The following is a 26,298-nucleotide window of genomic DNA, read 5'->3' on the forward strand; positions in this document are numbered from 1 at the left end:
CACCATGACCGACACAAGTCTCTACGAACGCCTGGGCGGCGAGGCACGCATCCACGAACTCGCCAGCACCATCTTCGACAAGCACACGCAGAACACCACCATCCGCAACCGCTACGTCGACGCGGATCGCAATGACGTGATCCGTCTGGTGACCGAATTCATCTGCAACGGCACCGGTGGGCCGCAGGCCTACAGCGGGCGCGACATGCTGACCACCCATCGCGGCATGAACATCAGCGAGGAGGAATTCGTCGCGGTGGTCGACGACATCGTCGAGGCCCTGGATGAACACGGGGTCGGCCAGCGCGAGAAGGAGGAACTGCTGATGATCTCCTGGTCGCTAAAGCCCGAGATCGTGCGGGTCTGAAATCCCGGAGGAACGAACCATGAAGACCTACTCACCCTTCACGGCCCTTGCACTGTCTGTCGCGGCCGCCGTGACCCTGGCCCTGACCGCTCCGGCGGTCGCCGCCGAACCCGACGACCACTTCATCATTCACGACACCGAGCAATCGCGCGAGGAACTGGCGCGGACCATCCGCGAGTTTGCCGAAAACGAGGAGGACTGGATCTTTCTGGCCGAATTCGGCCTGGCCGGTGGCGACATCACGGCCCTGAAGGTCTGCTATCTACCCCTGGGGCCCGACATCCTGGATGCCGGGATGCATGTCGGCGCGATGATGCCCTGCGGCCATATCGGGCTGTACGAGGAAGACGGTGCGACCAAGCTGTCCATGCTGCACCCGAAATTCATGACCACGCTGCAGCCGCATCCGAGCCTGGAGCGGGCAGTGGAACGCGCCGAGCCGGCCTTCGAGACGTTGCTGAACCATGCCCTGGGGCCTGGGGCCGCGCCCGCAAGGCAATGAGCCGTAGCCGGACGCCAACGATCCGCGGCGGTGCGGCCCACGCCTGGCCACAGGCACGGGTCTCCGGACAGAGACGGTCCGGAGACCCGCCAGCCGCAATAGTCCTGAAGGAGACGCTGGTTTAATTGCGCAAACCGCCTGTCACAGAACCGTCACCTTCGCGTTGTACGCTGGCGCGATGAAGCACTCACGTTCACGCCACTGGGCCGGGGCCGGCGCCGATCTCTGGCTTCTGCTGCAAACGGTCGACGGAGTGGAAAAGGCACAGCGACTGGCCCGGGTCGCCGGCTGGGTGCTGGCGCTGGCCGGTGCGGTCGTCGTCGCACTCGGTCTGCTGATGCAGCACACCCCGACGATGCTGGAGGGGACCCTGGTCGCACTGCTCGCCGTCATCGGCGGCTGGCTGCGCAGCCGCATCGCCGCCATGATCCTGATGTTGCTGATGGCGCTTGGACTGGCCACCGGCCTGGCAGCCGGAGCGGCGACAGGAGGCCTGCTGCTGCAGGTCGCCCTGTTCGGCATTGCCCTGCGCATGGTCGAAGCGACCTTTCGCTTTCGCCAGCGGCATCCGTTCGAGCAGCGCCATAACGGTCAATAGATCCCAGAGCAAACGGGGCTTCGCCGCGGAGACTTGAACCGGTCCCGTGGGCCAGACAGGATGAGGCTTTCCATCCGCGAAGGAACCGCGCACGCGATGTCTGTCGTCGCCCGTCTGCAAACCCGCCTGCGGCGCTTTATCTGGCCCGGCTGGGCCACCCGTGTCCTGGGATCGCTGTCCATCCCGGGGCTGATCCTGGCCACGCTGTTCTTCGCCGCCTCGCTGACCCCGAGCCTGATCCCGCGTACCGACGATGTACAGGGCATCCTGTCCGGTCTGTCGCTGGCCGCGGGCTACGGGTTGGGTGTGTTTTTCCACTGGCTGTGGTCCTACCTGGAGCTGCCCGAGCCCAGCGAGCGCGTACACAACACCCTGGTGCTGATCGCCGGCGGCGGGGCCGCGCTGATCGTGCTGGCCTTTCTGTGGCAGGCCACCGAATGGCAGAACACCATCCGCGAGTTGATGGATCAGGAGCCGGTGGACGGGGGCTTCCCGGTCCGCCTGGGGCTGATCGCCGCGGCGGTGTTCGCAGCGACCCTGGCCGTCGCCCGACTGTTCCAGTTGCTGGTGCGCTTTCTCGCGCAGCACCTGCGGCGTTTCATCCCCCGCCGGCTATCGAACGTAATCGGTGTCGTGGCGGCCGCCGCAGTGTTCTGGGCCGTGATCGACGGCGTCGTCCTTGAATACGGCCTGCGCACCGCCGATCGCAGCTTCCAGCAGTTCGACGTACGCGAGTACCCCGGGGCCGAGCAGCCAGCCAACCCCGACCGCACGGGCAGTGCCGAGTCGCTGATCTCCTGGGAAGAGGGCCTGGGTCGTCAGGGCCAGCGCTTCATCAGCGACACCCCGGCTGCGGCTGACATCGCGGACTTCACCGGTGAAAGGGCCCTGGATCCGATCCGAGTGTATGTCGGGCTGAATGCGGCCGAGGAAATCGAGGAACGCGCCCGCCTGGCCCTGCAGGAACTGCTGAGGGTGGATGCCTTCGACCGCTCGGTTCTGATCCTCGCCACGCCCACCGGACGCGGCTGGGTGGACAACCGCGCGATCGCGCCGGTGGAGTACCTGCATAACGGCGACATCGCAACCGTCGCCGTGCAGTACTCCTACCTTCCGAGCTGGCTGTCACTGATGTCGGAATCCCAGTACGGTCACGAGACCGCCCAGGCCGTGTTCGCGGAGATCTACAGCTACTGGAAACAGCTGCCCGCGGATGCGCGTCCGGAGCTGTACCTCTATGGCCTGAGTCTGGGCGCACTGAACTCCGAACGCGCGGCGGACCTGTACGACGTGATCGGCGACCCGTTCAACGGTGCGCTGTGGGCCGGCCCACCCTTCCGCAGTGAGACCTGGCGTGACATCACGCGCCAGCGCCAGCCGGATTCCCCGGCGTGGCTGCCGCGTTTTCGCGACAGCTCGGTGGTGCGCTTCACCAATCAGGAGAATCACCTGGACATCCCCGGTGCCTCCTGGGGTCCGATGCGCATCGTCTACCTGCAGTACGCAAGCGACCCGATCACCTTCTTCGAGCCGCAGGCGCTGTACCGCAAGCCCGAGTGGATGCAGTCACCACGTGGCCCGGATGTCTCGCCGGACCTGACCTGGTACCCGGTCGTCACCATGATGCAGTTGGCCGTGGACGTGGCCATTGGCGATGCCGCACCGCGCGGCTACGGACATGTCTACGCCACCGAGCACTACATCGACAGCTGGCAGGCGGTGACGGCCACGGAGTGGTCGGAAGACGAACTCGAGTGGCTGAAACGCCATCTGACCGACTAGTCGGAAGCCCCTTCTGGAATCAGGCCCCGCTTGCGCAGGTTGCGTCCAGTGAGGTTCACCAGCGCCACCACGAATCCCGCATAAAGCAGCGCGAAGAAGGCCGCTATCCCGAGGGCCACGGCGTCGAGTGCGATACCTTCGGCCCATACCAGCACTAGCGTGAGGGGGAACTGCGTACCCCAGAGCACGGCCACCATCACCGCGATCACCCACCGCTTCTCGGAGGGTGACAGATAGCGCCCGTTTCTGCGCCCGAAGGCCTCACATGGCCACATGACCGCCAGTACGAGAATCGCGATGCCGAGCGCCGTACCAAGCTCGTCCAGCCCGAACCAGGCAACCACCGCCATCGCAGCGATCGACAGCGAGAAATAAAGCAGTACGAAACGTAGAAGCAAGCTCTTGATGGACATCGTCTCCCCTCCATGGGACGTCTGGAAACCGCACGCCCTTGTGCGGCCTGGATGCACGCCGGAGTCCCCCGACATGCACCATCATGACATGCAGCTACTCCTTGGAAAACGCGGCGTCTTCGATAATCACGGGATAGGTGTAACCCGCGCCGAAGTCGCGATCCAGGATCAGGGTCCCGGTCACCGAAACGCGATCGCCCACCTCGGGCAGCTCCGTCGAGGTGATGGTGATGTAGTCACCCTCGTGGCCGGTGCCATCCACGAAGTGGATGAAGTTGCGGCCCATGATGTCCTCTTGCACCCGCCCAACGATACCTTCCAGACGTACCTGTTCGCCCTCCAGCTCGGACGGGGCCTGGTTCAGCTGTTCCACCGTATGCGGCTCGTCTGCCTGCACCACGGCACCCGCCACCAGCATCACCGCCAGCAGCAGCCCCGCGATTCCCGTTTGCTTGCGCATTGTTTGACCTCATTGCTTGCAGTGTGCAGCCACTCGGGCTGCTCGAAAGGGCGATTCTGGCATAGAACCCCTCATGCCAGCGCCCAGCGCGACGGAAACTGTGCCACCATTCCCCGCGCGCGGGACATCCGAATCCTGTCGCGTTCACAACAAAAAGGGAGCATCGCCATGCACAACAAAAGCCGCTTCGGGATTGCCCTTGCGGGGGTTTTTTCTCTCCTGGCAATGGCCGGGTCCGCCCAAGCCAGTCCGTTCCACGGTTCGTACGTCGGCGGCCAGCTTGGCTGGGTGGGATACGACATTGACTACCGCGAAGCCGACGACGGCGGTATCTCCGGTCTCAGCGCCTCCGGCCTGACTGGTGGGGTAATGACCGGCTGGGGCACCGTCCTGGACAACGGGCTCTACCTGGGTGTCGAGTTCGACGCTCAGACCGAGGATGCCGATCTGACAGTCCGGATTGACGATGCGGAACTCGGGGTCGACAGCAAGTACAGCTATGGCATCACCGGCCGGCTCGGCACCACCGTCAACGACAGCGTCCTGCTCTACGGGCTGGCCGGCTACCAGCGCTCCCGTTTCGACTACCGTCTGACCGAAACCGACGAGGACCTGTCCCTCCGCTTCAAGGACAGCATCAACGGAGCCCGGATTGGTGTCGGCGTCGAATACCAGCTGGACAACCGCCTGTTCATGCGTGCCGAGTACTCCTACACCTTCTACGAGAGCGAACGCTATCGCATCGAAGACGAGTTCACCCTGCGCTTCGACCCCGACGCCCAGCGCTTCACGCTCGGCCTCGGCTATCGCTTCTGACCCCGCCCCCGTCGCGTCCGATCCGGGGCGCGACGGGTCCATCAGGAGGCCTGAGCCGCCTTCAGCCGGAGGGCTGCCACACGGTGCTTCAGACTCTCCGCGGTGTAGTGGACGACCAGATACAGGGAGGACACGACCACAGGCGTAGTGCTCGGGTCCGAACTCGACGCCCTCCCGACCGCAGATGCCCTCCAGGCACCCCGCGCTCCGGCTCACACCCCCTCGGACCACCGAGCAAGCCCCCAGGGAAAGCATACGCCGGCCTAACGCGGCGGCAGTCGGGCCACAAACATGCGACGATTAACCCATGCACGATACGCCCCACTATCCGTTGCGCGGCCTGCTCAAACGGCTGATCGAGCCCTTTGCGACCGGCCATGGCGGCCGCGTGCCACTCGGCCCCGATGAATGGGAGACCCTGCGCCGCCAGGTTCCGTTCATCGCGACGCTCACGCCCGAGGAAGCCGAACGCCTGAAGGGGCTGGTAGAAGAGCTGCTGGGCACCCGCGAGTTCGTGGGCATCGAGTCCGAGCCGACCCCCGGCCAGTGCCGCATGATCGCGGCCTACGCGGCACTGCCAGTCCTGGAGCTGGGGCTCGCCCCCTACCGCGACTGGCGCACGCTGGTGCTATACCCGGACACCTTCGTGCCGGAACACGAATGGGTGGACGAGGATGGCATCGTGCATCAGGGGGCCATGCCGCAGTCCGGCGAGGCCTGGGAGCGCGGACCGGTCATCCTGTCCTGGGCCGATGTCGTTCGCGACGGTGCCGTCGTGGTGCACGAGATGACCCACGTGCTGGATGCCGGCAACGGCGACGTGAACGGCTTTCCGCCGCTGGCGCGCGATCACTCCGCCGCAGACTGGACCCGCGACTTCACCGCAGCCTACGAGGCACTTGTCGAGGCCGTGGAAAACGACGTCCCGGAAGACCAGCTACCGCTGGACCCTTACGCCGCGACCGCCCCGGAGGAGTTCCTGGCCGTGGCCGCGGAGGCCTTTTTCTTCGAGCCGCAAGGGCTGCGCGAGGCCCTGCCGGCGGTCTATGATCATCTGGTCCGGTATTTTCGCCAGGAACCGCACCGTCGCGCGGCGGCCATCGCCACGCAAGGGACCCACTTGCCACACGAGATCTCCGCATGAAGACCCTGTCACCAAGCCTTTTCCTGCTCACCATGCTGTGGTGGATCATCCCCGGCAGCGCTGTCGCGGTCGACGACCTCGACAGCCGCTACGTGACCCTGGAACCCGTGGTGGTCAACATGGAGTCCTCCGATCGCGCCCGTTACCTGCAAGCCAAGATTCAACTCGAGGCGGCGGAGATGGAGGATGCCCGCGAGATCCGTGGACATATTCCGGCCGTGCGCGACCGGCTCATTCGCATCCTGGGGGGGCGCTCGCCCGACAGCCTGCGCGGCAGCGCGGCCCGCGAAGACCTGCGCCAGGAGGCGATGGAAGAGCTCAACGAGCTGCTGGAGGAACTGACCGGCGCCCCGCGCATCGAGGCCCTGTACTTCTCGGACTTCATCCGCCAGTAGTAACGCGCGCCACCGGCCGGACAAAGAAGACCCCGGCAGCCAAGATCTGCCGGGGCCCAAGCTGCCCGACGGAGGACCGGGCCGGGGTCCCGCCAGGGACCCAGTTCATCCTGCCAAGATCAGTGCGGCCGGTGCAGCAGCGGCATCTCGCCACGCTCGACCATGTGCCGGATCAGGGTTGCCCGGCCAGGTTCTTCCTGCTCCAGCTCGGCAGCGCACTGTGAATCCTGGTGCGTGGCCTCGGCCAGCAGCACCTCGAGCTCACGCAGGTCCACCTTCGGCTGCTGCAGATCCTCCGGCTTCGGGTTTTCCACCATGTGGGTCTCCCAGAACATGCGCGGGTGCCAGCAGTGCAATTGCGCATCCGGGTGCTGAAAGAGTTCGACACAACGACGATTGAGTTCCTGTGCATTCATTGCGAATGACTCCTCGTGCCGGTGTATTCACTCTCCTGTATAGACCCCCGAATACCCGAGTGCAAGGCTCGGATATTAGACCTGGCCCACAGAATACCCGCGCGCTGACTCGAGCGCCTCCAGCGCCTCCAGCGCCTCCATCCATTCAGCCTCGGCGTCCTCCAGACGCGCACGCAACTCGCCCTGCTCACGGGTCAGCTCGGCCAGCCGTCCCGCATCATCTCCGGTGTACAGTGCGGGATCGGCCAGCTCGCCCTCGATCGCCTCCAGCTGCTGCTGCAACTCACTACAGGCCTGCTCCGCCGCATCGGCCCGCTTTTGCAGTGGACGCAGCGCCGCGCGCGCCTGGGCGGCCTGCTGGCGACGCTCCTTCTGCGAACGTGGCGCTTCCGGCGCGGACGGCGCGGAGGCGACCGGCACCCCCCGTTCGCGCTGCAGCTCGCGCGCGTAGTCATCCAGGTCGCCGTCAAACTCGGTCAGACAGCCATCCTCGACCCGCCAGAAACGGTCGCAGACACGCGCCAGCAGTTCGCGGTCGTGCGCCACCACGACCAATCCGCCGGCATAGTTCTCCAGTGCCTCCGCCAGGGCCTCGCGCATGTCGAGGTCCAGGTGGTTGGTCGGCTCGTCGAGCAGCAACAGCGCGGGTGCCTGCCAGATGAGCATCGCCAGCACCAGACGCACCCGCTCGCCGCCGGAGCACTGTCCGACGGGGTTGTCCGCGCGCTCGCCGGGAAACCCCATGCCGCCCAGGAAGTCACGCAGGCGCTGTTCCGGTGCGTCGGCATCCAGCCGTGTCATATGGGTCAGGGGCGAGGCCGCCAGGTCCAGCTGCTCGCGCTGATGCTGGGCGAAGTAGCCTACCCGCAGGCCGGGGTCGACCCGCCGCTCGCCCGCCGTCGGCGCGAGCGTTCCTGCGAGCAGGGACAGCAGTGTCGATTTCCCGGCGCCGTTGGGTCCCAGCACCCCGATACGATCCTCCGGGCGCAGCCGCAGGTCGGTCGCCCGCAGGCGGCAGGTCTCGCCGTCGCAGACCTCCGCCGCCTCCAACGCCAGCAGTGGATCGGGCAGGCGCCCCGGCGTCGGAATCTCCAGGTGGATCGGGCGCGCGGCGCGGATTACCGCCACCTCGTCCAGCCGCTCGAGGCGCTTCAGCCGGCTCTGGGCCTGGCGCGCCTTGCTCGCCTTGGCGCGGAAACGGCGCACGAAGTCCTCCAGGTGCGCACGCTCGGCGGCGACCTTCGCCGCCGCCGCCTCGCTTTGTGCCGCGACCTCCGCGCGTCGTTTCTCGGCCTGGGTGTAACCCCCGCTGTAAAGCTCGATCCTTCCGCGCTCGATATGCGCGATGTGCGTGACCACCGCATCGAGGAAACGCCGGTCGTGGGCGATCACGATTACGGTGCCCGGATAGCGCGCCAGCCAGCCTTCCAGCCAGACGATAGCCTCCATGTCGAGGTGATTGGTCGGCTCGTCCAGCAGCAGGAGGTCCGAGCGGGTCATCAGGGTCCGTCCCAGACCAAGCCGCATCCGCCAGCCACCGGAGAAGTCGCTCATCGGGCGATCGGCATCCTCCGGCGCAAACCCGAGACCGGCCAGCAGGCGGCGCGCGCGGGCCTCGGCGGACCAGCCATCGACCGCATCGATGGCCGCATACAGCCGCGCGTGTTCCGCGCCGTCCTCGACCAACTCCAGCTGCCGCTCCAGGTCGCGCAGCTCGGCATCGCCATCGAGTACATAGTCAACCGCTCGACGAGGGCTGCCCGGGACCTCCTGCGGGAGGTGGGCCACCACCCACTCCGCCGGAACCTCGACATGGCCCGCATCCACGGAGAGTTCGCCTTGCAATGCGGCCAGCAACGAGGACTTGCCGCAGCCATTCGCCCCGGTAAGCCCTACGCGCCAGCCGGCGTGAACAGTCAGATTGCTGTGCTGCAGCAGCACCTGCCGGCCACGCCGCAGCTCGATGTCGGAGAGTCGGATCATGGGCGTAGTGTAGGGAAACGGGTACCCGCGCACACACGGGGGTTCGCGTTTAAAGCCCCTCCCGACCCATGCGTCAATTTATTGCCACCCTTTGCCGCCGGAGGCGGCTCTGCCTTGCCACCCCGGCAGGCAGGCGCCGATTTTCTGTCACCGCGCCCAAGCGAATAGATCCATCATTCTGTTTATTAAAGGCTTTCATCAAGTGGCACAAAATTCGCTTCATCTTGACCCCAAGACTTCTGGATACGGCGAGGCTGCCATGAATCGCGACGGAAACGCAGGGAATCTGCGCCTGGTATCGGGCAAGGGGAAATCCACCGAACGCCCCGAGGCCCCATTTGACGCGCTGGCCTTCGTCCAGTCCCTGACCGCGACACTGGAATTCGACGCCGTCCTTCAGCGCCTGCAAGAACAGCTCCATACCCTCCTGCAGCATTCCGGGTGGATCTTCTACACCGATGGCGACGACCAGTCCTGGTCGGGCGGCGAGGATGACCGCCACCGCATCGAATACGGGCTTAGCTACAACGGCGCCACCATGGGCTCCTTGATCCTGATGCGCGGACGCCGTTTCAGTGATGCAGAACAGCAGCAGATCGAGGCGCTGCTCGGGCTGGCGGCCCCCGCCCTGCACAATGCCCACCGGTTCCGGCGACTGATGTCCAACCTGGAGAGCGACGAACTCACAGGACTGGGCAACCGCCGCGCCTTCGAGATCCAGGGCGCCAAGTGGCTGGCCGACTGCCGCCGCCAGGACCGCCCACTGTCCGTGCTGGCCATCGACCTGGACCACTTCAAGCGCATCAACGACGACTACGGCCATGCGGTAGGCGACGAGCTGCTGCGCCGCGTAGCGGACACGCTGCGTGCGGCCACACGTCAGTCCGACCTGCTGGTGCGTATGGGCGGAGAGGAATTCCTGGCCGTCTTGCCGGGGGCCGACCTGGCCTGCGCCATGGAATGCGCGGAACGCATCCGCACGGCGATTGCGAATATCCGCGCCACCGCGACCGCCGATGATGCATCAGCCCTGCAAAGCGAGGGCATGGTCAAGGTCACCGCCAGCATCGGCGTCGCGAGCGTGGGCCGCAGCACAACGCTGCAGGCCCTCTATCAGAAGGCCGACGAAGCGCTGTACGCCGCCAAGCAGTCCGGACGCAACCGCGTCCTGGCGGGCAACTGACCCCCAACCGAAGCTGTACTCAGGGGTTCTCGCCGGGCTGAATGAAATCCACACAGGTGAGCGCCGTGGCCAGGATGGCCTGACGCAGGGCCTCGATCGCCTCCGGCCGCGGGAAACTGGTACGCCAGGCCAGCGCTACCCGGCGGCTGGGCGCCGGGTCCTCGAATCGACGCACGGCCAGCAGGCGCTGGGCGTAGCGATCGGCCCCCACCGCCGTACACGGCAGAATGGTCACGCCCATACCCGAGGCCACCATATGGCGAATGGTCTCCAGCGAGGAGCCCTCCATATTGCGCGGCGTACTGCCATCGGCGGTGACCGTCCTCTGGCAGGCGGGACAGCGCTCCAGCACCTGATCACGGAAGCAGTGCCCGGCACCGAGCATCAGCAAGGTGGCGTCCGCCATGTCCTCGAGGGTCAGCGTCTTCTTGTCCTGCAGGGGGTGGCCGCCCGGCAGCACCGCGACGAAAGGCTCGTCGTACAACGGCAGCGTGACCACCCCCGGCTCTTCGAACGGCAACGAGATGATGATCGCGTCCAGTTCGCCGTGCTTCAGTCGCTCGCGCAATCGGTCGGTGTAGTTCTCCTCGATCACCAGCGGCATTCTGGGTGCACGCTCGCGCAGCACCGGGATCAGCTCGGGCAGCAGGTACGGGCCAATGGTGTAGATGGCCCCGAGTCGCAGGGGACCCGCCAGCTGGTCCTGACTCTGCACCGCCACCGCACGCAGATGCTCCACCTCGGTCAGCACCCGACGGGCCTGGGTCACGATTTGCTCGCCGGCCGGGGTCACGCTGACCTCGCCACGGCCACGCTCGAACAGCGTAACCCCCAGTTCATCTTCAAGTTTGCGAATGGCGACGGACAAAGACGGCTGACTGACATGACAAGCCTCGGCCGCTCGACCAAAATGGCGCCGGTCGGCCACCGCAACGACATAGCGCAGCTCGCTCAGCGTCATCGTTCGGGGCCCCGATGCCCCGCACCGTTATCGCCATCCACCAGGCGCCCGTCATCGGGCAGGTCGAGGGTGACATGGCGCAGGCGACGGCCGTCCAGCGAGATCTCGCCGACATGTCGGCTGGCCCCATCGGTGGCGAATTCAAAGCGGTATTGCCGCCACCAGGCCAGGCCTCCGGGCCGGCGTCGAATGGACTGGCGCGTGCGTACCACGCTGCCATCCAGCAACTGTACGCCGGCCTGTTCGCAACTGCGCCGCGCGATCTGTCGCACCCGTTCGTGGGTGCGCCAGGAGTCGTTCACGTAAAAGGCCACCAGAACCAGGGCGAGGATTATCAGCAAAGCCGTCATGGACGGGTATGATACCCACATTCCATTTCTTGCCGACGACCGCCCTGCACTCGACGTCCCATGTCCATCAGCATAAATGCATTCAATCAACTCGCCGGAGAGCTCCGTTCTGTTGGCCAGAGCGAGCTGCTACCCCGCTTCGAGGCCGGGATTGCGGTGGACTACAAGGCCGATGGCTCGGTGATCACGCAGGCCGACCATGCCGTCGATGCACGACTGCGCGACCTGCTGGGGACCGCGATCGCAGGCGAACCCGTACTGAGCGAGGAGCAATCGCGGCAGGAGCAGGCCCGCGTACTCGACCAGGCACCCGCCTTCTGGCTGGTCGACCCGCTGGACGGCACCAGTAACTTCGCCGGCGGCATGCCCTTTTTCGCGATCTCGATTGCGCGCATCGAGGGCGACCGCGTCACCCACGGCGCGACCTACGACCCGGTACGGGACGAACTCTTTACCGCAAAAGAAGACGGGCCCCTGCTGCTGAACGATGCGCCACCCCCGACAGCCGCCCGCGCGCCGGCCAGCCGCCTGGACAAAGCCATCGCCCTCGTCGACTACAAGCGTCTGGACCCCGGTCTTGCGGCGGCCATGGCCACCGACGCCCCCTACCGCTCGCAGCGCAACCTGGGGGCTTGCGCCCTGGAATGGGCCTGGTTGGCGGCCGGGCGCGCCGATCTGTACCTGCATGGAGGACAGGCCCTGTGGGACAGCGCCGCCGGGACCCTGATGCTGGCCCGCGCCGGTGGCACGATGAGCAACCTCGAGGGAGAGGCGGCGTTTGACCGTTCCCTGGACAAGCGCTCGGCCATCGCGGCCCGTTCGGCCGCGTTGTTCGATCAATGGCAGGCGTGGACCGCCCCACGCCGACAGCTCTCCATGGCGTCTCTCTCGTGAAATCTCGAAAGCCAAACAACGGGCGTTTGTCGGCGGGCGATTTCACCCCCCGCTACCTCCCCATCGCCTGGAAGATCGTCGCGGTCGTCGCCATCCTGACCCTGCTGGGCATCGGCACCCTTTCGGTGGTGGTGCTGAACCAGGTCACCAATGTCCTCAACAACCAGATCCAGGCCCAGGCCGAACTGACCCTGGCGCCCGTCGCCCGCACCTCGGCCGAACTGATGCTGGCCGAGGACTACCTGACCCTGGAGACCCTGCTGAACTCGCTGGTCGAAGACGGTCGCGTCGAGTCGGTCACCGCCTACGCCATCGATCGCGGCGTGATCGCCTCGGCCGGCACCCCGCCCTCTCCCGGAGGAGGCATCAGCGAGGGGGTGTGGCCACTGGCGGGCCCGGTAGAGCCCTACCAGCGCGAGGTGCACTTTCAGGATGTCCAGGTCGGGTACATCGAGGCGCACATCGACACGACCCCCATGCAGGAGCTGATCCGCAACACCATCAATGCGGGGATTGCGACGGCGATCGGGGTCTTTCTGCTCAGCCTGATCCTGGCGATCGACATCAGCAAGCGCCTGGTGCGTCCGCTGGAGCGCCTGGCACATGCCATGCGCGAACGCATACGCCATCCAGTCGACGAGCACGGGCGGCCCTTGCCGATGGTGCACGAGGACGAGATCGCCCAGCTGACCGACGCCTTCAACAACATGGCCCAGGACCTGCTGCGCAAGGACCAGGTCGAATCGGCCCTGCGCCGTTATGTCTCCGACGCGATCGCGCAGGACATCCTGGAGAATCTCGACCGGATCGAGCTCGGAGGGCGGGCGGTCGAGGGCTCGGTGCTGTTCGCGGACATCAAGGGCTATACCGCGCTGTCGGAACGCTGCACCCCGGAAGAACTCGGCCGCATGCTGAATGAATTCTTCGGTCCGATGGCGGAATGTATTGCCCGTCACGGTGGGACGGTAGACAAGTACATGGGCGACTGTACCATGGCGGTGTTTGGCCTCGGCGGTGACGAGAACCATCGCCAGACGGCCGCACGAACCGGACTCGCGTTGCTGGAAACGGTCGCCGCGATCAACGCCGAACGCGAGGCCCGGGGCGAGGAACGCGTCGAATTCCGCATTGGCTTGAACGCGGGCGAGATGCTGGCCGGCAACATGGGCGCACAGGATCGCATGCAATTCACCGTGGTCGGCGACACCGTCAACGTGGCGGCTCGCCTGGTCACGGTCGCGCCATCCGCCGGCATGGTAACCACGCAGTGCTTCATGGAGCATGAGCAGGTGAAAGGGCAGTTTGAAACCGAACACTGGGGGACGCACGAGTTACACGGCGTCAGCGAACCCGCCGAGGTGATTCGTATCCTCGCGGTGGCGGACGCCCATTGATGAGACTCCCCGGCGCGCGACCAGGCCTGCTGCTGGCCACCCTCGCCCTGCTTTTTTTCCAGGGCTGTGCCGGCATGCAGCCCTTCATGACGGCGGAAGACCAGATTGAAGCCGCCGTCGAGGAAGGCGAGTACCAGCGCGCCCTGGAGCTGATCGACGAGCACGAGCCCGAGCCAGCCGCCGAATGGGCCTCGCGCCGCGAGCAGATCGAGATCATGGCACAGGAAGCAGCGGAACAGGCCATGAAGGACGCACGGGCTGTTTCCGCCGAGGGCGCGGTCGCGGAGGCCCTGGGAATCCTGGAAGACGCCGACTCCCGCCTGCCCGAAAGCGAGAAGCGTGCCCGCTTCATTGACCAGCTCGAGCGCCAGCGCCAGGTCGGCCTGCGCACCCTGCAGCAGCGCCACGATGTCCTCGAGGCCCGCAACCTGGTTCAGCAACTCCGCCTGCTGGAGATCATGCGTCCCCTGGTTCCGGATACCGATCAGCTGCCCGCGGACCCGGACGCCCTGAGCGAACGGGCCCCCGCCCTGGCCGAGGCCCTGGAGCAGTATGCCGACGACAGCGAGGGGCGCGAGCGCCTGGACCTGCTGCGCCTGGCACAGGATTTATCCCCGGTCAGCGAACGGGCCGCCCGCATCCGCGAACTCCAGGAAGAGATGCGCACGCGCGAGGAAGACAAGGACCGCGAAGAGCAGGCCGAACGCCTGTCCGCGATCAACGCGCAGCTGCGTCAGGCACTGCAGGCCGGCGAATTGCAGCGGGCCGCCCAGTGGTGTCGCAGCCGAGACATCCAGTTGGACGAGGACGCCTCCGGCCCCGACCAGGCCGCCCAGCGGGCGCGCATCTCCCTGTGCGATGAGTGGCGCGAACAGCGCGACCAGCGCGCCGAGCACCTGCTGGAAGAGGGTCGCCGCCAGTACACGGCCGGCCAGATCCAGGAGGCGGTCAACACCTGGGAAGAAGGACTTGCGCTGGCCCCCAGTCATTCCGGGCTGGCCACCGCGCGCGAGCGGGCCCTGCGCGTACTCGAGCGGCTGGACACCCTGCGCATCCCCGAGGCCCCGGCGCCGGTCGACCCGGAGGCCTCCCCCATCCCCGACACCGAGGATGCCGAGGGGGACGAGGAGTCGGAGTCCTGATATCCACAAGCTGGCAGGTCGTCCCCATGCGGCGACCCTGCTAGGATTGCCGCGCCCGCCTAACCGGAACCACCCCCTGCGATGAGTGCTTCTGTCCACGAGTTGATCACCGACGAACCCCACCGCGTCCTGCAGCTGGGCGATACCGAGGTCGTGGTACTGGGCACCGCGCATGTATCCCGCGCCAGCGCCGACAAGGTGCGTGCCCTGGTCGACACCGGCGAGTTCGATGCGGTGGCCATCGAACTGTGCGAGAGCCGCCAGCGCGCGATGCTGGATCCCGACGCGGTCGGGCGCATGGATCTGTTCAGCGTAATGCGCCAGGGGCAGGCCCCGATGATCGCCGCGAGCCTCGCGCTGGGCGCCTACCAGCAGCGCCTGGCGGAACAGTACGGAATCGAGCCCGGTGCCGAAATGCGCGCGGCAATGGACGTGGCGCTGGATCGCGGCCTGCCGCTGGCGCTGATCGACCGCGACCTCGGCCTGACGTTGCGGCGCACCTATCGCGCCGTGCCCTGGTGGCAGCGCATGGGCCTGATCGGCGGGCTGTTCGGCTCGGTTCTCTCGCGCGAGAAAATCGACGAATCGGAGATCGAACGGCTGAAGGAAGGCGACATGCTGGAGTCCACCTTCAGCGAATTCGCCGAACAGTCGGAGGATCTCTATCGCACGCTGATCCACGAGCGCGACCAGTATATGGCGGCCCACCTGCGGCGTCTGGCCGAGTCCGGCAACCACCGCCGCATCCTCGCCGTGGTCGGTGCCGGGCACCTGTCCGGGATCGCGACCCAGGTGGAAGACGAGCTGACGCCGCCCGATGCCATCCTGGACTCCCTCGACCAGCCACCACCCAAAGCGCGCTGGCCCAAGATCCTGCCGTGGGTGATCGTCGCCGTGATCCTGACCGGCTTCGTGATCGGTTTCCTGCGCAACCCGGACATCGGCCTGCAGATGGTGATGGACTGGGTGATGATCAACGGCGGCCTGGCCGCCATTGGCGCGATTATCGCGCTGGCGCATCCGCTGACCGTGCTCACGGCGGCGCTGGCTGCACCCCTGACCTCGCTGAACCCGACCATCGGGGTGGGCTTCGTCGCGGCCGCGGCCGAGCTGTTTCTGCGCAAACCACGGGTCGACGACTTTGCGCGCCTGCGTCAGGACACCACCACCCCGCGGGGCTGGTGGCGCAACCGGGTCTCGCGCGTGCTGCTGGTCTTCCTGCTAACAACGCTCGGCTCCGCGGCCGGCACCTATATCGGTGGCGCGCGCATATTCAGCCACCTGTTCGGTAGCTAACCTACTCCGGGATCCGCAGGACCAGCTTGCCGCGACGCCCGCCGGCCTCGATGCGCCGGTGCGCCTCGGCCGCCTCGGCCAGTGGCAGGCTGTCCTCTACATTGACCTGCAGCCGTCCGCTGGCCAGGCGCGCGAGTCCCTCGGCCACCAGCGTAGCCTGGTGCTTCAGGCGCCGACGATCCCCTTCCAGCATCGGGGTCAGCATCAGCTCCAGGCTGATACTGGGGTTGCGCAGACGCGCCGCGTTCCAGTCCACGTCATCCGGCGGCGCCAAAAGGGTCACCAGGTCACCGCCGTAGGCCACCTGTGCCAGCCCGTCGCGAAAGACCGGCCCGCCCACGGTATCCAGCACGATGTCGAAACCGCGACCGTCGGTGTAGGCCCGGATCGACTCCTCGGCATCGGGCCGGGCCAGGTCGACCACGTCGCCGCCCAGGCCGGTCACCAGGCGCCGAGCCTCCTCGCGCCGCACCAGTCCCAGGACCCGGGCGCCGGCCGCGCGTGCGATCTGCACGGCCATCTGCCCCACCCCGCCTGCAGCGGCATGCACCAGCACGGTCTGCCCGCGCTGCAGATCGGCACGCTCGAACAATGCCTCCCAGGCCGTGAGCCAGGTCAGCGGCAGGGACGCGGCCTGCAGGTCCGTCACCGCGGCCGGCACCGGCACCACGGCCGCCTCCGGGACTACCACCTGCTCGGCATAGGTACCCGGGTCCGCCCCCACGCCACCAAAGCAAAAGGACACGCGCTGCCCCGGGCGAACATGGCGCACACCACTGGCGCAGGACTCGACCACACCGACGCCGTCACAACCGGGCGTGTTGCGTGGCGCGCCGGGCACCAGCATGCCTCGCGTCCGAACCTTGGTGTCGACGGGATTCACCCCAGCCGCCAGCAGCCGAATCTTTACGTCGTCAGTCCCTTCAAGCTCGGGCTCGGGGACCTCCCTTAGTTCCAGAACATCCGCCCCACCGGGCTCGTCGAAAACGATGGCTCGCATCGAGCGACTCCTCGTGTTTGAACATGCCTTGTGGATTTTGATACCGCTTCGGGAAGTCTTTCCAGCGACGCGCTAGAGGCCAATCCCGATACCGATCCCGAAACGTACGCCCGACGAAGGTCTAGGAGGCTCCGGGTCTGGCCACAGATGGACGGAATAGGCGTCCAGCAGCGGGAAGACGTAAGCCAGCTCCCCGATCGACCCCTCTTCGGTCCCTGATACCGTCCCCACCGCGGTAACGCGCCGTCCCGGGCGGTAGTCCACCGGATCGGCAAAGCCGTCGACCTTGAGGCGAAAACGTCCCGTATTGGCCTGTCGCGTCTGCGGCTCCTGGCGCTGCAACGGGTAGCTGACCACCTCGATCACCGTGCTGTCCGCTCGGTTGTCGACCCGGGCAATCACCCCGCCCCACACCTGATCCTCGGCTGGCAGGCTGTCGGCGGTCACACTGCGCGGGGGCACCGGATCGCCTACCGCGTCGGGGATATCCAGCGGGCCGGAGGCGCAGCCCACCAGCAGCACTGGCGCCATCATCAGCACCAGCGCAGCCACTCGGATGCGCCATGCGTTACCAGTACCAGGGATCATATCGCCAGGGGTCGTGACGCCAGTGGTAGGGATGCGGCCGCCAGTACGGGCCCATATAGCCCGGCGGTCCCCATGGGTCGTAGTAATACGGATCACGCGGCGGGGGGCGCTTGGCCCACAGGTGTACCGTCTGCGCGTCGATGCGGACAAAGCGGTAGTCAAACTCGCCAATCGAGCCTTCCTCGATTCCGTCCAGCCGTCCGCGCACCGTGACCTCGCGCCCCTCCTCGTACACCTGGGGATCGAGAAAGTCGTCGATATAGGCGCGGAACCGCCCTTCCGACTGGTCGACCTCGCGCGGACGCGCCTCGCGATTGAGCGGGCGCGCCACAATCTCGAGCCGGGTGCCGTCGCGGGTGTTCTCGACCTTTGCAATGACGCCGCCCCAGACCACCGCCTGTCCCATTGTCGCTTCGGTGTCGGCGAGGACCTCGGCGCGGGTCAGGGGCTCCTCGGGCAGTGGCTCGATCCCTTCGGGGATGCTCGCGCAACCGACGAGCAAACCAGCCAGCAACAGACCGGTCAGCAAAGAAAAATGGCGGCGCAGGTTCATGTCTTTAGGACCACCCGCGGTGTACCAAGGTTCGCGTCACTCCGGGCCTGGCGCACAAAGCGCCTCGACATCCACGACCTCGTGCTGGGCCGCCTCCACGGCCCGCAACAGGTCTTCGGGCTCCAGCCCGACGGCCTGCCAGACCCCCTCGTCCACCGGCGGGGCGTCGGCCCAGTCGCGCGAGTCGATCTCCGCCAGGTGGGCGCCCGTATTGGCAAGATGCACCAGCATCACCGCCAACCGGTGTGCCTCGGGCGCCGCCTGTGGATGGTGGTGTCCGGCCACACAGGCGACCAGACTCTCCGGCAGCCCCCAGTGGGCGGCCAGGGCACCGCCCAGCTGCGCGTGGTCGAACCCCAGTTGGTCGCGCTCGGCCCGCTGCGGACTCGGGCCCGCCCCGGTATCCAGGCTGGAAAGAAATGCCCGGTGCGCCGCCTCCGGCGACTGCGTAAACAGCAGGAGCTTGCCCAGGTCGTGCAAGAGCCCGGCGAGAAAGACACTGCCAGCCTGGCGCGGCAGGACACGGTCGGCCAGGTGGCGGGCGATCACCGCACAGTAGGCAGAATGGCGCCAGAACACCTCCAGCGGCAGTCGCTCCTGGTCGGGGATGCTGCCTGTAGCACGGGTAATCGCACCGGCGACGACCAGACGCTGAAGGGTGTCTCGTCCAAGCAGGCTCACCGCGCGCTCCACGGTATCGACGCTGCGCGTCTGGGCGTACACCGGGCTGTTGGCCAGGCGCAGGACGAGGGCCACCAGCCCGGGGTCCCGCCCAAGGGTCGTGGCAATCTGCCCCGGGGTACTGCTGTCATCCTCCAGCAGGCGTGCGACCTCGAACACGACCTGCGGCATCGCCAGCAGCTTGTCGGCCGACTGGACGCGCGCCTCGAGGCTTTCCGTTGCGTGCATCTCGGACATCCTGGTTCTCCATAACGGGGCCGCACGCCCCGTTGTGTCTACTGTAGCCCCATGCTCCCCGCCAGGGAAACGAAGCGCCGGCAAATCGCGGCGGAACGAACCATAATCAGGTACTCGGGTCACTATTGGTGGCTCGTCCCTCACAACGGAGGTTGTCCCATGGCATTTCGTCTGACCGCTGCACTACTGGCCTTTACGCTCCCTGGCCTGGCCCTGGCCGGCATTCAGACCGAGGAGGTTACCTACGAACATGACGGCGAGGAGATGACCGGCTATCTCGCCTATCCCGACAGCGACGGCCCGCACCCCGGCGTCCTGGTGGTCCATGAGTGGTGGGGCCACAACGAATACGCCCGCGACCGGGCCGAACAACTGGCGCGCGAGGGCTACGCCGCATTCGCGCTGGACATGTACGGCAGCGGCAAGAAGGCCGATCACCCATCGGAGGCCGGGGAGTTCGCCGGCCAGATCCGTGGCAACCGGGATCTTCTGCTGGGCCGGTTCACAGCCGCGCACGACTGGCTCAAGGATCACGATGCCACGGCCGATCAGGCCCTGGCCGCACTCGGCTACTGCTTCGGTGGCACCGTAGTGCTGGAGGCCGCACGGGCCGGGATGGATCTGGCCCTGGTTTCCAGCTTCCATGGCGCACTGGTCACGGATCACCCCGCCGGTGCCGGCGACGTGAAAGCGGAGATCCTGGTGTTCAACGGCGCGGCCGACCCGATGGTTCCGCCGGAGCAGGTGGCCGATTTCCGCGAGGAGATGGACAACGCTGAGGCCACCTACACCTTCGTCGATTTCTCCGGTGTGGTGCACAGCTTCACCAACCCCGGGGCCGACGAGATCGCGGAGAAGTTCGACATGCCGGTGGGCTACGACGAACGGGCCGACCGCGACTCCTGGAAGCACCTGCTAAGCGCCCTGGAGCGCATGTAATTCGGGTGTCCCGCCCTGCGTGAGCGCGGCGGACCCTGGTCCGCCGCGCTCGATTCACTCACCCCGAAGCCGTCGCTCCGGTCAGAAGTTGCGGAAGAAGATCAGGGTCCCAAGCCCCACCACGACGGCCACCATAATCAGGATCGCCAGTTTCAACCAGCGCCAGCCGCGCGAAGGCGCCGAACGACTGCGGCGCTTGCGCGAGGAAGGCCTGGCTGCAGGGGTGTCGGCCGCCAGCGCCGGCGCAGCCGCCATCGGCTCGTTGGCGCGGGCCACCAGTGGCTCATGTGCCTCCCCACGCGCAACCGGGGCGTCATGTTCCCGTCCCGACAGGGCCGGCGTCGCATCCGGCGCCACCGACCCCAGCTCCAGCTCGCGGATGCGGGCTCGCAGATCCTGATTGCGCTCGCGTGCCTCTGCCAGCTCCTGCTCGCGCTTGGCCAGCCGCTCGGCCAGGGCCGACGAGGAACCATCCTGCTCCGAGCAACGGGCCTCCAGATCGGCCCGCGCCCGCTCCGCCGCCGCAGCACGCTCGCACTGCTGATTGCGTTCCTGACGCAGCCGGGCCGCCTCTTCCAGGGCTTGATCGCGCTCCCTCTGCACGGTCTCGCGCAGCCGATCCAGTTCCACCAGTTCGTGGTCCAGGCGGATATTTTCGTTCTCGAACTCACGCACCCGGGCGCGTAACTTTTCCAGCTCCTCGACCTGCTCGGGCGAGTCCGGGACCGCGGCCTCTTCATCCAGGGGTTCTTCCGCGATCACCTCGGCCGCCTGGAGCTCAGCCAACTGGCCTTCGCTTTCCTCCGCCCGCTGCAAGGCGGCCGTCGCCTCGTCCCGGGCCTCGCTCAGCGCGGTACGCAGGCGCTCGATCTCGCGCTGGGCCTCGCGCTCGCTGGCGGACTGCTGGCGAAGCATCAGCTCGCGACGCAGTCGTTCTACCTCCTGTCGCAGGGCCTGATCACCACCACCCCCAGGGGCCAGCGGCAGCAGCTCGTTCACGACCTCGCGCACGCGGCCAGGCACGAAAGGCTTCATCAGCACGGCATTGGCACCCAGCTGCAGCCATTCCCGGCTGGCGGCCTCGTCACTTTCCTGTCCGGTGATAATGGCGACCGGGAGATCGGCCGGAAGCCCTTCAGCGCCATCGCGGATACGCAGCAGCAGGTCCTGGCCATCCAGGCCCGGCATGGACAGGTCGGTCAGCACCAGACCGATATCAGCGTTGCGCTGCAGTAACGACCAGGCCTCTTCGCCATCCGCGGCCTCGTAGACCACGCGCTCGCCCTGCAGGATGCGCTGGAGGGCGATCCGGATCACCTTGGAGTCGTCCACCACCAGGATGGCGGTGCGGGTCGCTGACGGTTTTTGTTCAGTCATCAAAGCCCTCCCGGGCACGTCGAGGCCGCGCATCCCTGCCCGGCCGGACTCGAAATCCCGTCCAGAAGGTTACGCATGCACCCGCCCCGGCGCCAGCGCAGACCGCAACCCGGTGCGAACCCGGTCACGTTTTTCCTCCCGGCTCAGACGGGCTTCGATTTCCACTGGACCGTGTAGAGATCCCGCCGCCGGTCACGCAGGTTGCGCACCGAGCCGTGATTGCGCAGTTCTTTCAGGTTGTCGAGGTCAAGATCGACAATCAGGGTCATCTCGGTATTGGGCGTCGCCTCGGCGGCCACCGCATCGTGCGGGAATGCGAAATCGGACGGTGTGAACACCGCCGCCTGTGAATACTGCATATCCATGTTCTCGACCTTCGGCAGGTTGCCGACCGAGCCGGACATGACCACATAACACTCGTTTTCGATCGCGCGCGCCTGGGCACAACGGCGCACCCGCAGATAGGCATTCTTGGTGTCGGTCCAGAACGGCACGAACAGGATCTGCAGCCCCTTCTCGGCCATCACCCGGGGCAGCTCCGGGAACTCGACGTCGTAGCAGATCAGGATGCCGATCTTGCCGAAGTCGGTGTCGAACACGTGCACCTCGTCGCCACCCTGCAGGCCCCAGTAGGCGACCTCGTCGGGGGTGACGTGCACCTTGTACTGGCGATCCCAGGTGCCATCGCGCCGGCACAGGTAGGAGACATTGCGCAGGACCTCGTCGCTGTACTCGGGCATCGAACCGGCGACGATATTGATGTTGTAGGCAAGCGCCAGGCGCACCATCTCCTCGCGGATCTGCTCGGTGTATTCGGCCAGGTGGCGCACCGCCTCGGCCGGGTATTCCTGGTTGAATGCCCCCATCAGCGGCCCGTTGAAGAACTCCGGGAACAGCACGCAGTCGGAGCGGTAGCCGGAGACGGCATCGACAAAGTACTCCACCTGCTGAAACAGCGAATCGAGGTGCGGGGTCGGCCGCATCTGCCACTGGACCACGCCAATGCGCACGTCCGACCGGCTCCCCCCGATCAGCTTCTCCTTCTCCTCGTAGTAGATGTTCAGCCACTCGATCAGCGTCGCGTAGGCGCCGGACTTCTCGTCGTCCGGGAGGTAGTTGGTGATGATCTTGCGGACGTGGAAATCGTTGGCCAGCTGAAAGGTCAGGATCGGGTCGGTGACCTCGTGGTTCTTCACCTTCTCCACATACTGTTGTGGAGTCAGTTCGTCACGGTACTGCTCGTAGCCCGGAATGCGCCCACCGGCCACGATCGCGCGCAGATTGAGCTTCTGGCACAGCTCCTTGCGCGCGTCGTACAGGCGACGCCCGAGACGCAGGCCGCGGTAATCGGGGTGGACGAAGATATCCACGCCATAGAGGGTGTCGCCGTCCGGGTCGTGAGTTGTCAGAAACCCGTTTCCGGTGATCTGCCAGTAGCCGTGCTGATCGCCGAAACGCTTGTATTCGACGATCAGGCTGATCGCCGCGGCTACCACCTTGCCCTTGTCCTCGATGCAGATCTGGCCCTCGGGGAAACGGGAGATCTGCGAACGAAACTGGGCCTCGCTCCAGGCCCCGTCGAGGTCCTCGTAGACCCGCTCCATGATCTCGCGGATATCGTCGTAGTCCTCCATCCGCGTCGGCCGCAGCGTCAGCCGGTGCGGCACATTGGGGTCGGCATCTTGCTGATTACTCACGCGTTGAGTGCTCCGTGACGGGACCGCCCGCCGGCCGGATCAAAAGATCCAGGCCAGCAGCAGCCAGAAAAAGACAAAGAACAAAAAGAAACCGGGGATCATGAACTGCAGCTCACCAATAAGCCCTTCGCCGGCCGCCAGCGCGAACACCAGCATCACCAGCACCGAGACGATCGCGGCGACCAGGGCCGCCATCTGCAGCCCCATGCCGTCATCGAAGGTGGTGGCGACCCACTCGGACAGGCCGGGCAGCGTGACCGCCGCGCCCAGCACGATCAACGCCACCAGCAACGCGGCCAGTGCCGAGGTCCCCAGCAGGATGCGCAGGGCCAGGCGGCTGTCGCGGCGATCCCGGGTGCTCACGCGGCCGCCTCGCGGCGATCGCGCACATAGTCGCGCACGCGGTGCGGGTCCGGGATGCCGGTGACGCGAAACTCCGGGTTGTCGCCCGTGGTGTACACCGCAATCTCGCCAACCCGGAAGACCCGATTCCAGAAGCTCTGGTTCACCTTCACCGTGCGAATCTGCCCGATATCGAGGTCCACATGGGACTTGCTGAGGAGTCCCTCCTCCAGATGAACCTGATCGGCATCGATGCGCAGACGCACCGAACGGGTCTGCAGATACCACCACAACAGGATCAGCAGACCCAGGCCGAAGGCCGCGATCAGCAGTACGCTGAGAATGAACCCGAACGGGTGATTGCGAAACATCGCCGGGTGGGCGTCGATCGCGGGCGCACGACTGGACATGGGACCTCCGGTTCTGCGGACAGGTACCGACAGTGTGCCAGATGGCGCGCCCGACGCGCGCACGGTGTGGACAGGGTGCCAAGCCCCGCCCGATGACTCAAAGGTGGATGACCAGCCCGCCGAAGGGGGCGACCCACCCGGGTCAGGCGGGGCGGCTCATGTTCTTGCCGTAGAAGATCTCCATCATCTCGTGCTTGAGCAACTTGGCGATGCGCTTGGCCTCTTTCGCCGAGTAGTCATCCTTGCCCAGGCCGAACAGGTAGCTGTCCAGATCGAAGTCCTTCAGGACCATCTTGGTGTGGAACAGGTACTCCTGGTACACGTTCACATCCACCATCTGGTACTTCTCCTTGGTATCGCGGGAGAGGAAGTCCTGGATGGAATTGATCTTGTGATCGATGAAGTGCTTCTTGCCGCGCACATCACGGGTAAAGCCGCGCACGCGGTAATCCATGATCACGATGTCCGACTCGAAGCTGTGGATCAGGTAGTTCAGGGCCCGCAGCGGCGAGATGCGCCCGCAGGTGGAGACATCGATATCCGCGCGGAACGTCGCGATCCCGCCCTCCGGGTGCGCCTCGGGATAGGTATGGACCGTGATATGGCTCTTGTCGAGGTGGCCGACAACCGTCTCCGGCAGCGGGCCCGGGCCCTCGGTGTACCCAATCATCTCGGTCGCCACCGGCTCCTCGGAGATCAGCATCGTCACCGAGGCGCCCTGCGGGTCATAGTCCTGACGCGAGATATCCAGGATATTGGCCCCAATCAGGTGGGCCACGTCCGTCAGGATCTGCGTCAGACGCTGGGCGTTGTAGGCCTCGTCGATGTACGCAATGTACTCGTCTCGATGGCGTTCGCCGGAGGCGTAGCAGATGTCATAGATGTTGAAGCTCAGGCTCTTGGTCAGGTTGTTGAACCCGTGGAGCTTGATCTGCTTCTTGTGACGGGGCATGGCATTTCCTCTTGCCCGGTGCGCAGGGAACGGCGGATTGTAGACGTCCCGGGGCATCAGGGAAACACGCCACGTCCATTGACGAAAATTCCCGTCGCCCGCGCGGGTGTCTCAGCGGGGCGCGGGGCCCTCGATGATCTCGAAATCGTGGGTGACCCTGGCCGCCGCCCCAAGCATCAGCGAGGCCGAACAGTATTTCTCCGCGGACAGCTCCACCGCCCTCCCAACCTGCTTTTCGGACAGGCCATGGCCATAGACCCGAAAGTGCACATGGATATCGGTGAACACCTTGGGCACCGTCTCGGCCCGCGTCCCGTCCACCGTGACTTCGCAGTCGAGGACCTCCTGACGCCCTTTCTTGAGCATCGCCACGACATCGAAACTGGTGCACCCACCCAGCCCCAGCAGCAGCATCTCCATCGGGCGCGCACCCAGATTCCGGCCACCGGTATCCGGGGGGCCATCCATCACGATTGCATGGCCGCTGCCGGTCTCGCCGACAAACGCCACCTGCTCCAGCCACTTCACCCTGACCTGCATCAGCGTCTCCTTTTGCCCACAATTTCGGCCCGTTTGGAAGGCCCTGTGTGGCCTATACTCAACAAAAAATGCATGAACTTTGAGAGTCAAAGCACAAAATCGAATCCTGATCGGCGGATTTTGTGACTCGATCCCGACACCCGGGTCCCGCTTGCGGAGGGCTGAATTAAACTGAAAACCGTCCCCAACAAGCGAGACGTTAAGAGCCATGGATGCCATGACCATGAACAACCCGTTCGTCTATCGCCCGGCACAGCCGTCGCCGGCCCTGGAACGCTTCCTCGGTTATTGCCACCGCCGGCACTACCGCAAGCGCACGACGATCATTCATTCCGGCACGGTACCGGATACGCTGTACTACGTCGTCAGCGGATCGGTTTCCGTACTGGGCGAGAATAACGGTCACGAACTCGTACTGGCCTATCTGAACAAGGGCGAGTTCTTTGGTGAACTCGGCATGTTCGAGGACGATCCGCGTTCGGCCACGGTCGTCACCCGCGAGGATACCGAAACCGCCGAGATCCCCTACACCCAGTTCCGCGAAATCGTGCAGCGCGATCCGGAGATCCTGATGCTGCTGACCAGCCAGATCGCGACCCGCCTGCGCCAGACCTCGCGCAAGGTGATGGACCTGGCCTTTGTCGACGTGACCGGCCGCATTGCCCACACCCTGCTGGATCTGGCCCGCCAGCCCGATGCCATGACGCACCCGGACGGCATGCAGTTACGCATCACCCGGCAGGAGATCGCGCGCATCGTCGGCTGCTCGCGCGAGATGGCCGGACGCGTCCTGAAGGACCTGGAGGAGCGTGGGCTGATCACCGCCCACGGCAAAACCATCGTGGTGTTCGGCACCCGCTAGCGAACCATCCTGGGGAATGCCTGC

30 protein-coding genes are annotated in these 26,298 nt (G+C 66.0%); 14 read left to right on the forward strand and 16 right to left on the reverse strand.

Annotated elements, in window-relative coordinates; genetic code table 11:
• The first annotated feature begins 4 nt into the window (after positions 1 to 4).
• From TK90_RS11695 to TK90_RS11710, 4 genes are all read left to right on the forward strand, one after another.
• Positions 5 to 367, forward strand: coding sequence for a group 1 truncated hemoglobin (locus tag TK90_RS11695; RefSeq protein WP_012983690.1), 363 nt, complete (start codon positions 5 to 7; stop codon positions 365 to 367).
• A 19-nt stretch (positions 368 to 386) separates the two neighbouring features.
• Complete coding sequence (locus TK90_RS11700) at positions 387 to 869, forward strand: DUF302 domain-containing protein (RefSeq protein WP_012983691.1); 483 nt, start codon at positions 387 to 389, stop codon at positions 867 to 869.
• 178 nt (positions 870 to 1,047) lie between these two features.
• A complete protein-coding gene (locus tag TK90_RS11705; RefSeq protein ID WP_012983692.1) occupies positions 1,048 to 1,467 on the forward strand; it encodes a hypothetical protein in 420 nt (139 codons plus the stop codon).
• A gap of 96 nt (positions 1,468 to 1,563) precedes the next feature.
• Positions 1,564 to 3,249: an alpha/beta-hydrolase family protein gene (locus TK90_RS11710; RefSeq protein WP_012983693.1), complete on the forward strand. Its 1,686-nt coding sequence runs from the start codon at positions 1,564 to 1,566 to the stop codon at positions 3,247 to 3,249.
• Here the strand turns inward: TK90_RS11710 and TK90_RS11715 are convergent.
• Together TK90_RS11715 and TK90_RS11720 are read right to left on the reverse strand one after the other, a co-directional pair.
• A complete protein-coding gene (locus TK90_RS11715) occupies positions 3,246 to 3,662 on the reverse strand; it encodes an ABZJ_00895 family protein (RefSeq protein ID WP_012983694.1) in 417 nt (138 codons plus the stop codon). The genes TK90_RS11710 and TK90_RS11715 overlap by 4 nt on opposite strands.
• Before the next feature lie 94 nt (positions 3,663 to 3,756).
• A complete protein-coding gene (locus TK90_RS11720; protein ID WP_012983695.1) occupies positions 3,757 to 4,122 on the reverse strand; it encodes a hypothetical protein in 366 nt (121 codons plus the stop codon).
• A gap of 168 nt (positions 4,123 to 4,290) precedes the next feature.
• On the opposite strand from TK90_RS11720, the gene TK90_RS11725 reads away from it, so the two are divergent.
• From TK90_RS11725 to fliL, 3 genes are all read left to right on the forward strand, one after another.
• The gene (locus tag TK90_RS11725; protein WP_012983696.1) at positions 4,291 to 4,938 is read left to right on the forward strand and encodes an outer membrane protein; all 648 of its coding nucleotides are present in this window, start codon (positions 4,291 to 4,293) and stop codon (positions 4,936 to 4,938) included.
• A gap of 307 nt (positions 4,939 to 5,245) precedes the next feature.
• Positions 5,246 to 6,082 carry a zinc-dependent peptidase gene (locus tag TK90_RS11730; protein ID WP_012983697.1) on the forward strand — a complete coding sequence of 279 codons (837 nt, stop codon included), beginning with the start codon at positions 5,246 to 5,248 and terminating at the stop codon, positions 6,080 to 6,082.
• Entirely contained in the window at positions 6,079 to 6,477 is a 399-nt protein-coding gene (gene fliL / locus TK90_RS11735) for a flagellar basal body-associated protein FliL (protein ID WP_012983698.1), read from the forward strand. The genes TK90_RS11730 and fliL overlap by 4 nt, the downstream gene beginning before the upstream one ends.
• Positions 6,478 to 6,596: 119 nt before the next feature.
• On the opposite strand, the gene TK90_RS11740 is transcribed toward fliL, so the two are convergent.
• Both TK90_RS11740 and TK90_RS11745 read right to left on the reverse strand, forming a co-directional pair.
• A complete protein-coding gene (locus TK90_RS11740) occupies positions 6,597 to 6,893 on the reverse strand; it encodes a hypothetical protein (protein WP_012983699.1) in 297 nt (98 codons plus the stop codon).
• A 75-nt stretch (positions 6,894 to 6,968) separates the two neighbouring features.
• On the reverse strand, positions 6,969 to 8,876 hold the full coding sequence (locus tag TK90_RS11745; protein ID WP_012983700.1) for an ABC-F family ATP-binding cassette domain-containing protein: 1,908 nt from the start codon (positions 8,874 to 8,876) through the stop codon (positions 6,969 to 6,971).
• 259 nt (positions 8,877 to 9,135) lie between these two features.
• Between TK90_RS11745 and TK90_RS11750 the strand changes: the two genes are divergently transcribed.
• A complete protein-coding gene (locus TK90_RS11750) occupies positions 9,136 to 10,059 on the forward strand; it encodes a GGDEF domain-containing protein (RefSeq protein ID WP_012983701.1) in 924 nt (307 codons plus the stop codon).
• 19 nt (positions 10,060 to 10,078) lie between these two features.
• Here the strand turns inward: TK90_RS11750 and TK90_RS11755 are convergent, their stop codons facing one another.
• A complete protein-coding gene (locus TK90_RS11755) occupies positions 10,079 to 11,020 on the reverse strand; it encodes a hydrogen peroxide-inducible genes activator (RefSeq protein ID WP_012983702.1) in 942 nt (313 codons plus the stop codon).
• Positions 11,017 to 11,370: a DUF3301 domain-containing protein gene (locus TK90_RS11760; RefSeq protein ID WP_012983703.1), complete on the reverse strand. Its 354-nt coding sequence runs from the start codon at positions 11,368 to 11,370 to the stop codon at positions 11,017 to 11,019. Before TK90_RS11760 ends, TK90_RS11755 begins: the two co-directional genes overlap by 4 nt.
• A 60-nt stretch (positions 11,371 to 11,430) precedes the next feature.
• Between TK90_RS11760 and TK90_RS11765 the strand changes: the two genes are divergently transcribed.
• The 4 genes from TK90_RS11765 (at position 11,431) to TK90_RS11780 (ending at position 16,096) form a co-directional block, all read left to right on the forward strand.
• Entirely contained in the window at positions 11,431 to 12,264 is an 834-nt protein-coding gene (locus tag TK90_RS11765; RefSeq protein ID WP_012983704.1) for an inositol monophosphatase family protein, read from the forward strand.
• A 26-nt stretch (positions 12,265 to 12,290) separates the two neighbouring features.
• Positions 12,291 to 13,658: an adenylate/guanylate cyclase domain-containing protein gene (locus TK90_RS11770; protein ID WP_017925157.1), complete on the forward strand. Its 1,368-nt coding sequence runs from the start codon at positions 12,291 to 12,293 to the stop codon at positions 13,656 to 13,658.
• Positions 13,658 to 14,800 carry a hypothetical protein gene (locus tag TK90_RS11775; protein WP_012983706.1) on the forward strand — a complete coding sequence of 381 codons (1,143 nt, stop codon included), beginning with the start codon at positions 13,658 to 13,660 and terminating at the stop codon, positions 14,798 to 14,800. Before TK90_RS11770 ends, TK90_RS11775 begins: the two co-directional genes overlap by 1 nt.
• An 81-nt stretch (positions 14,801 to 14,881) precedes the next feature.
• On the forward strand, positions 14,882 to 16,096 hold the full coding sequence (locus TK90_RS11780) for a TraB/GumN family protein (protein ID WP_012983707.1): 1,215 nt from the start codon (positions 14,882 to 14,884) through the stop codon (positions 16,094 to 16,096).
• A 1-nt stretch (position 16,097) separates the two neighbouring features.
• Here TK90_RS11780 and TK90_RS11785 read toward each other — a convergent pair whose 3' ends face one another.
• The 4 genes from TK90_RS11785 to TK90_RS11800 form a co-directional block, all read right to left on the reverse strand.
• Positions 16,098 to 17,096 (reverse strand): zinc-binding dehydrogenase, encoded by a 999-nt coding sequence (locus TK90_RS11785; RefSeq protein ID WP_012983708.1) that lies wholly within the window; start codon positions 17,094 to 17,096, stop codon positions 16,098 to 16,100.
• A gap of 72 nt (positions 17,097 to 17,168) precedes the next feature.
• On the reverse strand, positions 17,169 to 17,684 hold the full coding sequence (locus TK90_RS11790; protein ID WP_083767907.1) for a Slp family lipoprotein: 516 nt from the start codon (positions 17,682 to 17,684) through the stop codon (positions 17,169 to 17,171).
• Positions 17,665 to 18,237 (reverse strand): Slp family lipoprotein, encoded by a 573-nt coding sequence (locus TK90_RS11795; RefSeq protein ID WP_012983710.1) that lies wholly within the window; start codon positions 18,235 to 18,237, stop codon positions 17,665 to 17,667. Before TK90_RS11795 ends, TK90_RS11790 begins: the two co-directional genes overlap by 20 nt.
• A 36-nt stretch (positions 18,238 to 18,273) precedes the next feature.
• Positions 18,274 to 19,155, reverse strand: a complete 882-nt coding sequence (locus TK90_RS11800) for an HDOD domain-containing protein (RefSeq protein ID WP_012983711.1) — start codon at positions 19,153 to 19,155, stop codon at positions 18,274 to 18,276.
• Between the two features lie 159 nt (positions 19,156 to 19,314).
• Between TK90_RS11800 and TK90_RS11805 the strand changes: the two genes are divergently transcribed.
• The gene (locus TK90_RS11805) at positions 19,315 to 20,094 is read left to right on the forward strand and encodes a dienelactone hydrolase family protein (RefSeq protein WP_012983712.1); all 780 of its coding nucleotides are present in this window, start codon (positions 19,315 to 19,317) and stop codon (positions 20,092 to 20,094) included.
• Between the two features lie 81 nt (positions 20,095 to 20,175).
• Here the strand turns inward: TK90_RS11805 and TK90_RS11810 are convergent, their stop codons facing one another.
• The 6 genes from TK90_RS11810 to TK90_RS11835 form a co-directional block, all read right to left on the reverse strand.
• On the reverse strand, positions 20,176 to 21,471 hold the full coding sequence (locus tag TK90_RS11810) for a response regulator (RefSeq protein WP_012983713.1): 1,296 nt from the start codon (positions 21,469 to 21,471) through the stop codon (positions 20,176 to 20,178).
• Positions 21,472 to 21,614: 143 nt separating this feature from the next.
• Positions 21,615 to 23,168: a bifunctional GNAT family N-acetyltransferase/carbon-nitrogen hydrolase family protein gene (locus tag TK90_RS11815; RefSeq protein ID WP_012983714.1), complete on the reverse strand. Its 1,554-nt coding sequence runs from the start codon at positions 23,166 to 23,168 to the stop codon at positions 21,615 to 21,617.
• Positions 23,169 to 23,207: 39 nt separating this feature from the next.
• Entirely contained in the window at positions 23,208 to 23,531 is a 324-nt protein-coding gene (locus TK90_RS11820; protein WP_012983715.1) for a hypothetical protein, read from the reverse strand.
• Complete coding sequence (locus tag TK90_RS11825; protein WP_012983716.1) at positions 23,528 to 23,920, reverse strand: PH domain-containing protein; 393 nt, start codon at positions 23,918 to 23,920, stop codon at positions 23,528 to 23,530. Before TK90_RS11825 ends, TK90_RS11820 begins: the two co-directional genes overlap by 4 nt.
• 142 nt (positions 23,921 to 24,062) lie before the next feature.
• Positions 24,063 to 24,872 (reverse strand): adenosylmethionine decarboxylase, encoded by an 810-nt coding sequence (gene speD, locus TK90_RS11830; RefSeq protein WP_012983717.1) that lies wholly within the window; start codon positions 24,870 to 24,872, stop codon positions 24,063 to 24,065.
• 111 nt (positions 24,873 to 24,983) lie between these two features.
• Positions 24,984 to 25,412, reverse strand: a complete 429-nt coding sequence (locus TK90_RS11835; protein WP_012983718.1) for an OsmC family protein — start codon at positions 25,410 to 25,412, stop codon at positions 24,984 to 24,986.
• A gap of 223 nt (positions 25,413 to 25,635) precedes the next feature.
• On the opposite strand from TK90_RS11835, the gene crp reads away from it, so the two are divergent.
• Positions 25,636 to 26,274 (forward strand): cAMP-activated global transcriptional regulator CRP, encoded by a 639-nt coding sequence (gene crp / locus TK90_RS11840; RefSeq protein WP_012983719.1) that lies wholly within the window; start codon positions 25,636 to 25,638, stop codon positions 26,272 to 26,274.
• The last annotated feature ends 24 nt before the right edge of the window (positions 26,275 to 26,298 follow it).

Origin of the sequence: Thioalkalivibrio sp. K90mix (assembly GCF_000025545.1) — a bacterium.
Taxonomy (GTDB): Bacteria; Pseudomonadota; Gammaproteobacteria; order Ectothiorhodospirales; family Ectothiorhodospiraceae; genus Thioalkalivibrio.

Coding starts and splice junctions, on each gene's coding strand:
- TK90_RS11695 (WP_012983690.1), top strand. CDS start 5: ATGACCGACACAAGTCTCTACGAACGCCTGGGCGGCGAGGCACGCATC.
- TK90_RS11700 (WP_012983691.1), top strand. CDS start 387: ATGAAGACCTACTCACCCTTCACGGCCCTTGCACTGTCTGTCGCGGCC.
- TK90_RS11705 (WP_012983692.1), top strand. CDS start 1,048: ATGAAGCACTCACGTTCACGCCACTGGGCCGGGGCCGGCGCCGATCTC.
- TK90_RS11710 (WP_012983693.1), top strand. CDS start 1,564: ATGTCTGTCGTCGCCCGTCTGCAAACCCGCCTGCGGCGCTTTATCTGG.
- TK90_RS11715 (WP_012983694.1), bottom strand. CDS start 3,662: ATGTCCATCAAGAGCTTGCTTCTACGTTTCGTACTGCTTTATTTCTCG.
- TK90_RS11720 (WP_012983695.1), bottom strand. CDS start 4,122: ATGCGCAAGCAAACGGGAATCGCGGGGCTGCTGCTGGCGGTGATGCTG.
- TK90_RS11725 (WP_012983696.1), top strand. CDS start 4,291: ATGCACAACAAAAGCCGCTTCGGGATTGCCCTTGCGGGGGTTTTTTCT.
- TK90_RS11730 (WP_012983697.1), top strand. CDS start 5,246: ATGCACGATACGCCCCACTATCCGTTGCGCGGCCTGCTCAAACGGCTG.
- fliL (WP_012983698.1), top strand. CDS start 6,079: ATGAAGACCCTGTCACCAAGCCTTTTCCTGCTCACCATGCTGTGGTGG.
- TK90_RS11740 (WP_012983699.1), bottom strand. CDS start 6,893: ATGAATGCACAGGAACTCAATCGTCGTTGTGTCGAACTCTTTCAGCAC.
- TK90_RS11745 (WP_012983700.1), bottom strand. CDS start 8,876: ATGATCCGACTCTCCGACATCGAGCTGCGGCGTGGCCGGCAGGTGCTG.
- TK90_RS11750 (WP_012983701.1), top strand. CDS start 9,136: ATGAATCGCGACGGAAACGCAGGGAATCTGCGCCTGGTATCGGGCAAG.
- TK90_RS11755 (WP_012983702.1), bottom strand. CDS start 11,020: ATGACGCTGAGCGAGCTGCGCTATGTCGTTGCGGTGGCCGACCGGCGC.
- TK90_RS11760 (WP_012983703.1), bottom strand. CDS start 11,370: ATGACGGCTTTGCTGATAATCCTCGCCCTGGTTCTGGTGGCCTTTTAC.
- TK90_RS11765 (WP_012983704.1), top strand. CDS start 11,431: ATGTCCATCAGCATAAATGCATTCAATCAACTCGCCGGAGAGCTCCGT.
- TK90_RS11775 (WP_012983706.1), top strand. CDS start 13,658: ATGAGACTCCCCGGCGCGCGACCAGGCCTGCTGCTGGCCACCCTCGCC.
- TK90_RS11780 (WP_012983707.1), top strand. CDS start 14,882: ATGAGTGCTTCTGTCCACGAGTTGATCACCGACGAACCCCACCGCGTC.
- TK90_RS11785 (WP_012983708.1), bottom strand. CDS start 17,096: ATGCGAGCCATCGTTTTCGACGAGCCCGGTGGGGCGGATGTTCTGGAA.
- TK90_RS11790 (WP_083767907.1), bottom strand. CDS start 17,684: ATGATCCCTGGTACTGGTAACGCATGGCGCATCCGAGTGGCTGCGCTG.
- TK90_RS11795 (WP_012983710.1), bottom strand. CDS start 18,237: ATGAACCTGCGCCGCCATTTTTCTTTGCTGACCGGTCTGTTGCTGGCT.
- TK90_RS11800 (WP_012983711.1), bottom strand. CDS start 19,155: ATGTCCGAGATGCACGCAACGGAAAGCCTCGAGGCGCGCGTCCAGTCG.
- TK90_RS11805 (WP_012983712.1), top strand. CDS start 19,315: ATGGCATTTCGTCTGACCGCTGCACTACTGGCCTTTACGCTCCCTGGC.
- TK90_RS11810 (WP_012983713.1), bottom strand. CDS start 21,471: ATGACTGAACAAAAACCGTCAGCGACCCGCACCGCCATCCTGGTGGTG.
- TK90_RS11825 (WP_012983716.1), bottom strand. CDS start 23,920: ATGTCCAGTCGTGCGCCCGCGATCGACGCCCACCCGGCGATGTTTCGC.
- speD (WP_012983717.1), bottom strand. CDS start 24,872: ATGCCCCGTCACAAGAAGCAGATCAAGCTCCACGGGTTCAACAACCTG.
- TK90_RS11835 (WP_012983718.1), bottom strand. CDS start 25,412: ATGCAGGTCAGGGTGAAGTGGCTGGAGCAGGTGGCGTTTGTCGGCGAG.
- crp (WP_012983719.1), top strand. CDS start 25,636: ATGAACAACCCGTTCGTCTATCGCCCGGCACAGCCGTCGCCGGCCCTG.